Source organism: Streptomyces griseobrunneus (assembly GCF_046713465.1).
Taxonomy (GTDB): Bacteria; Actinomycetota; Actinomycetes; order Streptomycetales; family Streptomycetaceae; genus Streptomyces; species Streptomyces microflavus.
On the sequence record NZ_CP177080.1, the window covers coordinates 5,104,499 to 5,116,858 of the forward strand.

12 protein-coding genes are annotated in these 12,360 nt (G+C 71.2%); 4 read left to right on the forward strand and 8 right to left on the reverse strand.

Annotated features, from left to right (window positions below; translation table 11 throughout):
* Positions 1-24: 24 nt before the first annotated feature.
* The 5 genes from ACK8N7_RS23220 to ACK8N7_RS23240 all read right to left on the reverse strand — a co-directional run bounded on the left by ACK8N7_RS23220 (position 25) and on the right by ACK8N7_RS23240 (position 4,310).
* Positions 25-957, reverse strand: coding sequence for a glycine betaine ABC transporter substrate-binding protein (locus ACK8N7_RS23220; RefSeq protein WP_500445824.1), 933 nt, complete (start codon positions 955-957; stop codon positions 25-27).
* A gap of 41 nt (positions 958-998) precedes the next feature.
* On the reverse strand, positions 999-1,868 hold the full coding sequence (locus ACK8N7_RS23225) for an ABC transporter permease (protein WP_500444004.1): 870 nt from the start codon (positions 1,866-1,868) through the stop codon (positions 999-1,001).
* Positions 1,865-3,130, reverse strand: a complete 1,266-nt coding sequence (locus tag ACK8N7_RS23230) for a betaine/proline/choline family ABC transporter ATP-binding protein (protein ID WP_500444006.1) — start codon at positions 3,128-3,130, stop codon at positions 1,865-1,867. The genes ACK8N7_RS23225 and ACK8N7_RS23230 overlap by 4 nt, the downstream gene beginning before the upstream one ends.
* A complete protein-coding gene (locus ACK8N7_RS23235) occupies positions 3,123-3,770 on the reverse strand; it encodes an ABC transporter permease (RefSeq protein ID WP_403213263.1) in 648 nt (215 codons plus the stop codon). Before ACK8N7_RS23235 ends, ACK8N7_RS23230 begins: the two co-directional genes overlap by 8 nt.
* 66 nt (positions 3,771-3,836) lie before the next feature.
* A complete protein-coding gene (locus tag ACK8N7_RS23240; RefSeq protein ID WP_326736431.1) occupies positions 3,837-4,310 on the reverse strand; it encodes an Lrp/AsnC family transcriptional regulator in 474 nt (157 codons plus the stop codon).
* Between the two features lie 122 nt (positions 4,311-4,432).
* On the opposite strand from ACK8N7_RS23240, the gene hppD reads away from it, so the two are divergent.
* Positions 4,433-5,578 (forward strand): 4-hydroxyphenylpyruvate dioxygenase, encoded by a 1,146-nt coding sequence (gene hppD / locus ACK8N7_RS23245; protein WP_403213261.1) that lies wholly within the window; start codon positions 4,433-4,435, stop codon positions 5,576-5,578.
* Between the two features lie 86 nt (positions 5,579-5,664).
* Here the strand turns inward: hppD and ACK8N7_RS23250 are convergent, their stop codons facing one another.
* Positions 5,665-7,365: a tetratricopeptide repeat protein gene (locus tag ACK8N7_RS23250; protein ID WP_500444009.1), complete on the reverse strand. Its 1,701-nt coding sequence runs from the start codon at positions 7,363-7,365 to the stop codon at positions 5,665-5,667.
* Between the two features lie 97 nt (positions 7,366-7,462).
* Here ACK8N7_RS23250 and ACK8N7_RS23255 point away from each other — a divergent pair, with 97 nt between their 5' ends.
* Positions 7,463-8,830: an FAD-binding oxidoreductase gene (locus tag ACK8N7_RS23255; RefSeq protein ID WP_403213257.1), complete on the forward strand. Its 1,368-nt coding sequence runs from the start codon at positions 7,463-7,465 to the stop codon at positions 8,828-8,830.
* 22 nt (positions 8,831-8,852) lie between these two features.
* Here ACK8N7_RS23255 and ACK8N7_RS23260 read toward each other — a convergent pair whose 3' ends face one another.
* On the reverse strand, positions 8,853-9,335 hold the full coding sequence (locus tag ACK8N7_RS23260) for an SsgA family sporulation/cell division regulator (protein WP_032759074.1): 483 nt from the start codon (positions 9,333-9,335) through the stop codon (positions 8,853-8,855).
* Positions 9,336-9,583: 248 nt separating this feature from the next.
* On the opposite strand from ACK8N7_RS23260, the gene ACK8N7_RS23265 reads away from it, so the two are divergent.
* Complete coding sequence (locus ACK8N7_RS23265; protein ID WP_403213253.1) at positions 9,584-11,044, forward strand: RDD family protein; 1,461 nt, start codon at positions 9,584-9,586, stop codon at positions 11,042-11,044.
* A 140-nt stretch (positions 11,045-11,184) separates the two neighbouring features.
* Positions 11,185-11,874: an RDD family protein gene (locus tag ACK8N7_RS23270; RefSeq protein WP_403213251.1), complete on the forward strand. Its 690-nt coding sequence runs from the start codon at positions 11,185-11,187 to the stop codon at positions 11,872-11,874.
* A gap of 1 nt (position 11,875) precedes the next feature.
* Here the strand turns inward: ACK8N7_RS23270 and ACK8N7_RS23275 are convergent, their stop codons facing one another.
* Positions 11,876-12,181 carry a hypothetical protein gene (locus ACK8N7_RS23275; protein ID WP_403213249.1) on the reverse strand — a complete coding sequence of 102 codons (306 nt, stop codon included), beginning with the start codon at positions 12,179-12,181 and terminating at the stop codon, positions 11,876-11,878.
* Positions 12,182-12,360 lie beyond the last annotated feature (179 nt).

The following is a 12,360-nucleotide window of genomic DNA, read 5'->3' on the forward strand; positions in this document are numbered from 1 at the left end:
TCCTTTGTAAGTGGCTCCGGCTCCTCACCCCTCCTCGATGAACCCCTCCGCCACCAGCCAGTCCTTCGCCACCTCGTGCGGGTCCTCGCCGTCCACGTCCACCTTCGCGTTCAGCGTCTGCGCGACCTCGGTCGTCAGCTTCTTCGCCAGCGGGGCCAGCAGCTCGGCGATCACCGGGTACTTCTCGAAGGTCGCCAGGTGGATGACCGGGGACGCGTTGTAGTTGGGGAAGAAGTTCTTGTCGTCCTCCAGCACGTCCAGATCCATGGCCTTGATCCGGCCGTCGGTGGTGAACACCTCGCCCAGCAGGCAGGAGCTGGACTCCGAGACCTGGGTGTAGATGATCCCGGCGTCCATCTTCTGGATGTTGCCCGCAGGGATCTTCATCCCGTACCGCTTCTCCATGCCGGGCAGCCCGTCGTCGCGGGAGGCGAACTCGTTCTCCACGCAGATCGTCACCGCGCCCGGGTCCTTCTTCGCGAGGGCCGCCACATCAGAGAGGGTCTTCAGCTTGTACTCGGCGTTGTTCTTCTTGCTGATGGCCAGTGCGTACGTGTTGTCGAGCGGGGCCGGCGGCAGCCAGACCACCCCGTTGCCCTTGTCCTCGTCCCGTACCGCCTCGTACTGCTTCTGCGGGTCGACGATCGGGTCCGCGTGACCGAGGAAGGTGATCCAGCCGGTGCCGGTGTAGTCCCACTGCGCGTCGGCGTCGCCGTTGATGATGGCCTCGCGGGCGCTGATCGAGCCCGGCAGGTTCGTCCGGTCCAGGACCTCCGCCCCGGCCGCCTTGAACACCAGGCCGGTCATCTGGCCGAGGATGATGTTCTCGCTGAAGTTCTTCGAGGTCACCGTCAGCGTGGCGCCCTTGAGCGGCTCGCCCTGCCCGACCGAGCCGGGCGACACGTCGTCCACCATCGGAGAACCGCTCTTGAGCCCGCAGCCGCCCAGCAGCAGCATCAGGGACGCGGCTGCCAGGACCCGGATGCCGTACGTACCCCTCACCGCTCCTCCAGCCCGCGCGGCGTCAGCGCCAGTTCGGCCAGCGAGGCCAGCCAGTCCACCAGCAGCGCCAGCACCACCGTCAGCACCGAGCCGATGATCAGCACCGGCATCCGCTGCGTCTGGATCCCCGAGGTGATCAGGTCACCGAGCCCGCCGCCCCCGCCGAACGTGGCCAGCGTCGCCGTACCGACGTTCAGGACGAGTGCCGTACGCACCCCGGCCAGGATCAGCGGCACCGCCAGCGGCAGCTCCACCTTCATCAGGACGCCCCGCCCGGACATCCCCATCCCGCGCGCCGCCTCGATCATGTTCGGCTCGATCGCCCGCAGGCCCGTCACCGTGTTGGAGAGCACCGGCAGCACCGCGTAGATCACGATGCCGATGATCGCGGTCCGCGGGCCGATGCCCAGCCAGATCACCAGCAGCGCCAGCAGGCCGATCGCCGGGGTCGCCTGCCCGATGTTGGCCAGCGCTGTGAACGCCGGGGCCGCCTTGCGCAGCCGCCGCCGGGTCAGGGCGATGCCGAGCGGGATCGCGATGATCAGCACCCAGAAGGTGGAGATCGCCGTCAGCCGCACGTGCTGCCACCAGCGCAGCTGCACGTTGCCGCCGGAGAGCGAGTTCTCCGCGATCGAGTCCAGATGGATGTTGGTGATCCACACGTAGGTGACGACCAGGATGACCGCCAGCACCGCCGGCAGGACCACCAGCTTCCGCCAGGTGAACCGGCGTTCCGGCGCTGCCGGGGCGGGGGAGGGGTCGCTCTCCTCGTCGTGGAACGCGTGGCCCTTGACGTCGTGCTCGCCCGGCGGCCGGGTGGGGGTGGCCGGGCCCTTGCCTGAGCCGGACGTATGGCTGGGACTCATACTCCGCCGCCACCCCCCTCCAGCTCCTGCTCCGTCCGGTGGACGCGCAGCTCCTCCAGCTCGTGCTGGTGCTCCATGGCCGTCAGCCGGTCCGCCTCCAGCAGCTCCTGCACGTTGTCCATCAGCGTCTTCATGTCGACGACCCCGATGAACTCGCCGCGCCGCCCGGTCACCGCGACCCGGCCGCCGCTGTCCGTCAGTACCGCTTCCAGCGCGTCGTGCAGCGTGGCGTCCCGGGTCACCGTGTCGTGCACCAGCTGCCCGGCCCGCGCCAGCGAACCGCGCGCCCGCATCAGGTCGCCGCGCCGCAGCCACTTGTACGGGCGGTTCTGGCGGTCCAGCATCAGCAGCTCGTTGTGGGTGCCGCTGCGCAGCTTGTTGAAGATCGACTGGAGCGGGTCCTCGACCGTCACCGTCGGGAAGTCCGCGATGCCCACATCCCGTACGCGGGTGAGATTGAGGCGCTTGAGGGCCGCGCCCGCCCCCACGAAACCCGAGACGAAGTCGTCCGTCGGGTTGGTCAGGATCGCCTCGGGGGTGTCGAACTGCGCGATGTGCGACCGCTCCCGCAGCACCGCGATCCGGTCGCCGAGCTTGATCGCCTCGTCGAAGTCGTGGGTGACGAACACGATCGTCTTGTGCAGCTCGTGCTGCAGCCGGATCAGCTCGTCCTGGAGGTGGTCGCGGGTGATCGGGTCGACCGCGCCGAACGGCTCGTCCATCAGCAGCACCGGCGGGTCGGCGGCCAGCGCCCGCGCCACGCCCACCCGCTGCTGCTGCCCGCCGGAGAGCTGGCGAGGATATCGGCCGTGGAACTCGCGCGGGTCCAGGCCCACCAGGTCGAGCATCTCCTCCACCCGGTCCTTCACCCGGGACTTGGACCAGCCGACCATCTTCGGCACCAGTGCGATGTTCTCCGCGACCGTCATGTGCGGGAAGAGGCCGGAGGACTGGATCGCGTACCCGATCTTGCGGCGGAGCTTCACCGGGTCGATGTCGGTGACGTCCTCGTCGCCGATCCTGATCCGGCCCGAGGTGGGCTCGATCAGCCGGTTGATCATCTTCAGGGTGGTGGACTTCCCGCAGCCGGACGGGCCTACGAAGATCACGGTCTCGCCGGCCTTGATCTCCATGGAGACGTTGTCGACGGCCGGATTCGGGCTGCCCGGGTACCTCTTGGTCAGGTTCTCCAGCTGGATGGTGGCCCCGGAGGTGGCCGCGGTCCCCTCCTCCGTGACGGCGCCGGTCTCGGTCTCAGGCACGGATCCCCCTCGGGATGGTCAGCCGCCCCAGCAGGACGTACGCGGCGTCGAAGAGCAGGGCGAGCACGACGATGCCGAGCGTGCCCGCGAGGACCTGGTTGATCGCGTTGGCGCTGCCCAGCGAGGCGATGCCCCGGAAGATCTCGTTGCCGAGGCCGGGCCCGGAGGCGTACGCGGCGATCGCGGCGATACCCATCAGCATCTGGGTGGAGACCCGGATCCCGGTCAGGATCGGCGGCCAGGCCAGCGGCAGCTCCACCCGGCAGAGCCGCGCCACCCGGGACATCCCGATGCCCGTCGCCGCGTCGACCAGCGCCGGATCGACGCCCCGCAGCCCCACGATGGAGTTCCGGACGATGGGCAGCAGCCCGTACAGCGTCAGGGTGATCACGGTCGGCGCGACGCCGAGCCCGACCAGCGGGATCAGCAGACCGATCGCGGCGAGCGAGGGGATGGTGAGGATCGTCGCCGTGGAGGTGATGGCGAGCGAGCCGCCCCAGCCGCTGCGGTAACTCACCACCCCGATCACCACACCCAGCACGGTGGCGATGACCATGCACTGGAAGACCGCGCTGACGTGCTGGAACGCGTCCGTGAGGAGCTGCTGGTGGCGGGTGCTCAGATACTCCCAGAAGCTCACACGCACTTCCTCGGCTCAGTCGGCGGTCGGGCTTTCCGGATCATCCACTGCCCGGATTCCCCTGGCTCAGTCGGTGTCCTGGGCCGCCTGTTCCACCAGCGGGATGATCCGCAGCGGAACCGGGTTCTCCATGACGATCGCCGTGGAGGCCCGGACAATGCCATCAAATCCGACAACCCGGTCGATCACCCGCTGGAGATCGGCGTTGGAACGGGCCACCAGCCGGCAGAGCATGTCCCCGTGCCCGGTGGTGGTGTGCAGCTCCAGGACCTCCGGTACGCCGCCCAAGTGGGCCCGTACGTCGGCGCCTTGCCCCTGCTTGATCTCCAGCGTCGCGAACGCGGTCACCGGATAGCCGAGCGCCGCCGGATCGACGTCCGGGCCGAACCCCCGGATGGCGCCATTCGACTGAAGGCGGTCCAGCCGCGCCTGCACGGTCCCGCGCGCCACGCCGAGCCGCCGGGATGCTTCGAGTACGCCGATACGCGGCTCACGTGCGAGCAGCACGATGAGCCGGCCGTCCAGATGATCGATCGCCATAATCCCGCCTCCGGTGGTCACCCTGTACAGATAGCCCCGCCATCATGGCGACCGACTGCACACATTGACCAGCTGATGCGTGAACTATTGCGCACCTTGCGATGCGGGGAGAGCCTTCGAACATGACTGAGACTCTGCACACCAGCCCTGACACCGCAGCGCAGGCCGACCGCTTCCCGGTCAAGGGAATGGACGCGGTCGTCTTCGCCGTGGGCAACGCCAAGCAGGCCGCGCACTACTACTCGACCGCCTTCGGCATGAAACTCGTGGCCTACTCCGGACCGGAGAACGGCAGCCGCGAGACCGCGAGTTACGTCCTGACCAACGGCGCCGCCCGCTTCGTCTTCACCTCCGTGATCCGGGCGTCCACCGAGTGGGGCACCTTCCTCGCCGACCATGTCGCCGAGCACGGCGACGGTGTGGTCGACCTCGCCATCGAGGTCCCGGACGCCCGCGCCGCCTACGCGTACGCCGTCGAGCACGGCGCCCGCGGTCTCACCGAGCCGCACGAGGTCAAGGACGAGCACGGCACCGTCGTCCTCGCCGCCATCGCCACCTACGGCAGGACCCGCCACACCCTGGTGGAGCGCTCCGGCTACGACGGCCCGTACCTCCCCGGTTTCGCGGCTGCCACGCCGATCGTCGAGCCGCCCGCCAAGCGCACCTTCCAGGCCATCGACCACTGCGTCGGCAACGTCGAGCTCGGCCGGATGAACGAGTGGGTCGGCTTCTACAACGAGGTCATGGGCTTCACCAACATGAAGGAGTTCGTGGGCGACGACATCGCCACCGAGTACTCCGCCCTGATGTCGAAGGTCGTCGCCGACGGCACGCTGAAGGTGAAGTTCCCGATCAACGAGCCGGCGATCGCGAAGAAGAAGTCGCAGATCGACGAGTACCTGGAGTTCTACGGCGGCGCCGGCGTCCAGCACATCGCGCTCGCCACCAACGACATCGTCTCCACGGTCCGCTCGATGCGCTCGGCCGGTGTGCAGTTCCTGGACACCCCCGACTCGTACTACGACACCCTCGGCGAGTGGGCCGGCGAGACCCGGGTGCCGGTCGAGACCCTGCGCGAGCTGAAGATCCTGGTCGACCGCGACGAGGACGGCTACCTGCTGCAGATCTTCACCAAGCCGGTCCAGGACCGCCCGACCGTCTTCTTCGAGATGATCGAGCGCCACGGCTCCATGGGCTTCGGCAAGGGCAACTTCAAGGCCCTCTTCGAGGCGATCGAGCGCGAGCAGGAGAAGCGCGGCAACCTCTGAGCCCAGCCTTTTCACGGATACATACGCCACCGCGGCCCGGGGCAGCACCCCGGACCGCGGTGGCGTACGCCGTTCCCGGCCGTCCGTCACGGACTCTTCGAGGCGTCGGCCTCCACCGCCGCCGGGCTGCTCGGGGCCGCCTTCGACGGGGCAGGGGCCGTCTTCGAGGGGGCCGGTGCCGGGGCCTCCGGCCGGGGGGACTCCTGCTTCCGCTTCGGCTCCGGCTTCTGCTCCGGCTCGGATTCCCGCTTCGGCTCAGGGACGGGCGCCGGGGGCGGCGGGGGCGGCGGCTGCGTGTCCCCCGGACCGCCCGGCGACGGCTCACCGAGCGACTCCAGCGCCTCCCGGGCCTTCGGTGCGTCCAGCGGCGAGAAGGCCGGGTTGGTGCGGAGCGCCTCCTCCAGGTGGCGGCGGGCCGGACCGTACTGCGCCAGCTTCTGTTCGATCACGCCCAGGTGGTACGCGTACGAGGCGTTCCGCACACCCGTGTCCACTGCCTGCTGCGCGTACTCCAGCCCCTCCTCCGACTTGCCCGCCCGGTGCAGCGCCCAGCCCAGCGCGTCCGCCACCGCCGCACTGCGGTGCTGCTTCTTCCACTGGCCGCGCAGCAGCTCCACCGCCACCGCCGGGTCCCCGTGGTCGCTCTCGTAGCGGGCCCGGATCACGGACTCGTCGACCCCGGCCGCCTTCGCCTGCTCCAGCAGCCCGCCCAGCTTCTCGTACTGGCTCCGCGCGTCCCCGTCGAGCTCCAGGGACTCGTACAGCTCGCCCAGTTCGAGGACGTACTCCGGGCGCGGGAGCTCGGTGACCGCGCTCTGGTAAGCGGCCAGAGCCTCGTCGGTGCGCTCCAGCGCCACCAGGGCCCGCGCCCTGCCCGCCAGGGACGCGTGGTGGCCGGAGTCCGTGCGCAGCGCCGCGTCGAACTGCGCCACCGCCTCCTCCGGCTCGCCCCGCTCCCAGGCCAGCTCGCCGAGACGGTGCAGCGCCTCGGCCTTCTCGGTGGGCGTCGTCGCCCGGTCCGCGGCCTCCCGGGCGGTGGCCAGCGCGTCCTCGCGCCAGCCCTGGCCCCGGTAGAGATCGGCGGTGCGGGCCAGCGCCGGAACGCCCTTGCGCAGCTCGCCGAACTTCTCCGTCGCCGCGGTCGCCGCCTTCTGGTCCCCGAGACCCGTGTACGCGTCGATGAGGACCGGGTACACGCTCCAGGTCTTCGGCTGCTGCTTCCGTACCGTCTCGCCCCACCGCTTCGCCGCGAGGAAGTCGTGCCGCGCGTTGGCCAGCGCCGCCATCCCCACCCACGCCTCCCCGTTGCCGCGCTCACCCGGCCGGGCGTCCAGCGACCGCTTCAGCGCCTCCTCGGCGCGCCCGTAGTACGCCGCGTCCGCCGAGCGCCGCCCCCACTCCACGTACGCCGAACCGAGCGTCGCCCACGACGGGGCGTCGGCCGGGTGGGACTCCACCCACTTCTGCCGGTCCCCGATCAGCGCGGTCAGGTCCGAGAGGGAGGCGGGGGAGCCCGCGGTCGCCGCCGCCTCGGCCCGCTCCCCCGGTCCCGGCTCCTTCGGGGCGTCCCGGTCCCCGTCGGGGACCGCCACCAGCGCACCGGCCAGCAGCACACCCGCCGCCACCGCCCCGAACGCGGCCCGGCGCAGCGTCGTCCGCAGGGTGGGAGGGGGCGGGGGTACGGCGGTGGCGCCTTCGGCGGGCAGCGCGTCGGGGTCGTGCGGGTCCTGCGGGGACGGCTCGGGCGGCCGGCGGGACTCGGGATCCTGCTGGGGCATGACATCCATGGCCATCACTGTGCGTCAGTCATACGAGCACACCGCGCCTTGGGATCGCCACCGCCTACGGGTTCACACCATTGGCCCCGGGTGTCACGCTTGGATCATGAGCGATCTTCTCGAACGCCTGCGCACGGGTCTCCCGCCCGAGGCCCTGATCACCGACCCGGACGTCACCGCGTCCTACGCCCACGACATGGCGAGCTTCTGCGAGTCCGGCACCCCGGCCGTCGTCGTGCTCCCGCGCACGGTGGAGCAGGTCCAGCACGTCATGCGCACCGCCACCGCGCTGCGCGTCCCGGTCGTCCCGCAGGGCGCCCGTACCGGCCTGTCCGGCGCGGCCAACGCCTCGGACGGCTGCATCGTGCTCTCCCTGGTGAAGATGGACCGGATCCTGGAGATCGGCCCGGTCGACCGGATCGCCGTCGTCGAGCCGGGCGTCATCAACGCGGTGCTGTCACGCGCGGTGAACGAACACGGTCTGTACTACCCGCCGGACCCCTCCAGCTGGGAGACGTGCACCATCGGCGGCAACATCGGCACCGCGTCCGGCGGCCTGTGCTGCGTGAAGTACGGGGTCACCGCCGAGTACGTCCTCGGTCTCGATGTCGTCCTGGCCGACGGGCGGCTCCTGACCACCGGCCGCCGCACGGCGAAAGGCGTCGCCGGATACGACCTCACCCGGCTCTTCGTCGGCTCCGAGGGCAGCCTCGGAATCGTCGTCAAGGCCGTCCTCGCGCTCAAACCGCAGCCGCCGCAGCAGCTCGTCCTCGCCGCCGAGTTCCCCTCGGCAGCCACCGCCTGTGACGCTGTGTGCCGGATCATGGAGCGCGGTCACACCCCGTCACTCCTCGAACTGATGGACCGGACGACCGTGCGTGCCGTCAACAAGCTGGCGTCCATGGGGCTGCCGGAGACCACCGAGGCGCTCCTCCTCTGTGCCTTCGACACCCCCGACCCGGCGGCCGACCTCGCCGCCGTCGGAGCGCTCTGCACCGCCGCCGGAGCCACCGAAGTGGTCCCGGCCGATAACCCCGCCGAGTCCGAACTCCTCCTCCAGGCCCGCCGGATGTCGCTCACCGCGCTGGAGACCGTCAAGTCCGCCACGATGATCGACGACGTCTGCGTACCGCGCTCCCGGCTCGGCGCGATGCTGGAGGGCACCGCCGCCATCGCGGAGGAGTACGGCCTGACCATCGGCGTCTGCTCCCACGCGGGCGACGGCAACACCCACCCCGTCGTCTGCTTCGACCACACCGACCCCGACGAGTCCCGCCGGGCCCGTGAGTCCTTCGACGCGATCATGGCGCTCGGTCTGGCACTGGGCGGGACCATCACCGGCGAACACGGCGTCGGCGTCCTCAAGAAGGAGTGGCTCGCCCGCGAACTGGGCGAGACCGGTATCGAGTTGCAGCGCGGTATCAAGGCCGCCTTCGACCCGCTCGGCCTCCTCAACCCCGGCAAGCTCTTCTGATCCCCGCTCCCTGCCGGGGCCCTCACACCTCACCGTCCTGGGACGGCGACTCGTCCGCCGACCACGGGTCGCTCAGCCACAGGTCGTCCGCCGGCAGCGGGGCCAGCAGCTCCGCCAGCGCCTCGTCGATCCCGAGCCGGTCGCTCTCCGTGCCCGGCGGCACCACACGCAGGGTCCGCTCCACCCAGGCGGCCACGGCGGCCGAGGGCACCTCCAGGAGGGCGTTGCCGTCGGGGGAGGTGAGGGCCACGCAGATCACGCTGCGGTTGTCGATCTTCGTCGGCCAGATCCGTACGTCCCCGTGCCCGCACGGCCGGAACACCCCTTCCACCAGCAGCTCCCGGGCGAACGTCCAGTGCACGGGAGACTCGGAGCCGATGTGGAAGGCGATGTGCACGGCGTACGGGTCGTCGGTGCGATACGTCAGCCGGGCGGGTACCGGGATGGACCGCTCGGGGGACAGGACGAGCTTCAGCTCCAGCTCACGTTCCACGATGTTCATCATGAGAATGCACGACCTTCCGGTGCTCGTGGGCCGGTCCCGTGACCGTCCCGCACAAGGAGAGAGCGCCCTCCCCGCCACCTATTACGCGACTTCTCAAAAAAACTTCGATCCGTGGCGAAAGTGGTCCCAAACAGGTGGACCGGCCCGGGGATACGTGGCGGTCTGATAGATGTGGACCCTTGTATTGAGGCCGTCCGCCCTCCCGGCGCCGAACGGCCTGAGGCCTCGAAGAGATACGGGACCCGCTGATGAGCGCGCCAACTCCGGCACCCGGTGACGACAGCCCCCGTGAGGGCTACTACCCCGATCCCTCCATCCCCGGTTACGTCCGGTACTGGAACGGCGCGTCCTGGGTCCCCGGTACGAGCCGGCCCGCGCCCCCGCAGGCCGCTCCGGTGGAGGAGACCGGGCCGATCTTCTTCGACGAGGAGGAGGGCCTCCCGGCCGGTTCCGGAGAACCCGCCGCGGACCGCTCCGACGCCGGGTCCGTCTGGCAGGCGGACTCCGCGCGCCAGACCGGCTTCGGCGGCGAGCGGGACCGCCGGGTCGCGTGGGGCGGCCCGACGCCCGAGCCCGCCCCGGCCCCCGCCGACCCGCGGGCACCCCTCGCGCAGGACCCGACCGGCGGGGTGCTGCCGGGGATGCGGGACGGCGGCCGGGCACCCCAGGAGGCGGGCGCGCGCCCGCCGGCCGAGGGGACGGTCACGATCCGTGCGACGGGCCCGCAGGCCGGTGCCGTACAGCCGAACGCCTCCCTGTCCAACGCCGGTACGCCGCAGGGGCCGCAGAACGTGAGCGCGGCACAGAACCTGAGCTCGGCGCAGGCTCCCGCCCCCGCCCCCCGGGAGGCGCGGCAGGGACCGGTCCAGGCCCCCGCTGCCCCCGCCGTACCCACACCGTCCCCGGCCCCCGCCGCCACCTCCGCACCTCCGGCGGCCCTGCACACCCCGCTCACTCCGGGCCCCGGCGGCGGCTCGGCGTCCTGGGCGCAGCAGGTCCATCGACTGGCCCAGCCCGAACCGCAGCAGCAATCCCAGCATCAGCAGGCACACCAGCAGCAAGCCCCCCAGCAGCAACAGGCCCACCCCCAGCAGCCGCTCCACCCGCTGCCGCACCAGCAACAGCAGTCCCCGTTCGCGCAGTCCGGGGCGGCGGACCAGCCCGTCGTGCCCTGGAAGCCCCCGGCGGCCGACGACCCCTTCCAGCAGCTCGTCCGCGCCCAGGCGGCGGCCAGGCCCGCCGGGCTCGGCAAGCGGTTCGCCGCCCGGCTGGTCGACAACCTGGTGCTCGGCGCGGCCGTCGGCGCGGTGGCCGTCCCCCTGGCCACCCAGGCGCTGGACCACATCGACCAGAAGATCACCGCGGCGAAGCAGACCGGCGAGACCGTCACCGTCTGGCTGCTGGACTCCACCACCGGAGCGCTGCTGGGGGCCCTGGTCGCGGCCTTCCTCCTCCTCGGCTTCCTCCTGGAGGCGCTGCCCACCGCCAAGTGGGGCCGGACGCTCGGCAAGAAGCTCTTCGGGCTCGACGTACGGGACATCGAGTCCCACGACGCGCCCACGCTGGGGGCGGCCCTGCGCCGCTGGCTCGTCTACGGCGTGCTGGGGCTCCTGGTCATCGGCGTGGTCAACGTGCTCTGGTGCCTGATCGACCGCCCGTGGCGCCAGTGCTGGCACGACAAGGCGGCCCGCACGTTCGTGGCGGGCTGAGCGGGCTGAGTCACGCGGCCGGCCAGAGCGAGCTGAGCGGGCAGCCCCTGCGGCCCCGCCGTAGACTCGTATGCCGCTCCGCGTCCCCCGAACGCACCTGAGCCGTTGCGGGCCCCGGTGGCACGGGGTGCACTGCCCCCATGAGCAACGACCAGCCGACGCCCGGCCAGCCGCCCGAGGACGACGATCCGTTCCTCAAGAAGCCGCAGGAGCCCCCGCCGCCGTCAGACGGTCAGCCGCCCTACGGTCAGCCCCCGTACGGAAGTGCCCCGCCCCCTCCGCCGCCTCCGCCCCCGCCGAACGACCCGTACGGGAGCGGTGGGGGTTTCGGGGCGCCGGACCCGCTGGCGGGGATGCCGCCGCTGGCCGAGCCGGGCAAGCGGATCCTGGCGCGCCTGATCGACTTCCTCATCATCTCGATCCCGCTGTACCTGATCTCGCTGCCGTGGGGCGGCGCGGTCGACGTCACGGGCGACAACGGCGACGACGGTTTCGGCGACGCGATCAGCAACTCCTACAGCGGCCACCAGTTCCTGTGGTCGCTGATCGGCCTGGTCGTCTATGTCGCCTACGACACGTACTTCACGCACAAGGACGGCCGGACCCTGGGCAAGCGGCTGCTGAAGCTGCGCGTGGCCATGCTGAACGACGGCCGGGTGCCCGACGTCGGCTCGTCGCTGATGCGCGCGGTCGTGCTCTGGCTTCCGGCGCTGCTCTGCTGCCCCTGCCTGTGGTGGCTGATCAACATCGTGCTGATGTTCACGGACAAGCCCTACCGGCAGGGGCTCCAGGACAAGGCGGCCAAGACCGTGGTGGTCTCGGCCCGGTAGCTCAGCGGCGCAGTGAGTGCTCGCCCGCCCGCTGGGACGGGCGGGCGGCCGGCACCCGCTCCCGGGCGCCGATGCCGTCCAGGGCGTGGTGCGTACGGGCCGCTCCCTGGTGCGCCGCCCGGCCCGGCGCGGTCTGCCGGGGCTGGGGCAGGCGCACGGCCACCAGCAGGCCGAGCGCGAGCGCGGTGGTGGCGGCGAGGGCCACGCCGATCCCCGATTCCGTGCCGGAGAGCAGGAGCAGGGCGAGGGTCGTCACGACGACGGTGGCCGAACCGTAGACGAGCTGTGCGGCAGTCGGACGCGGCATGGCGGTTTCCGTCCTCGGGACGTCGGATGGGCGGGCGGTCGGCACGTTGGGGGGCGTTTTCCGACCCTACGACGGTGGATGCCCGACGGGGACCGGTAGTAAGCGTGACCTAACCCCCGGTACCGGTGCACAGGGGGCGCACGGAGTCACGCCTCTCACCAACCGGACGGCACGGCGCG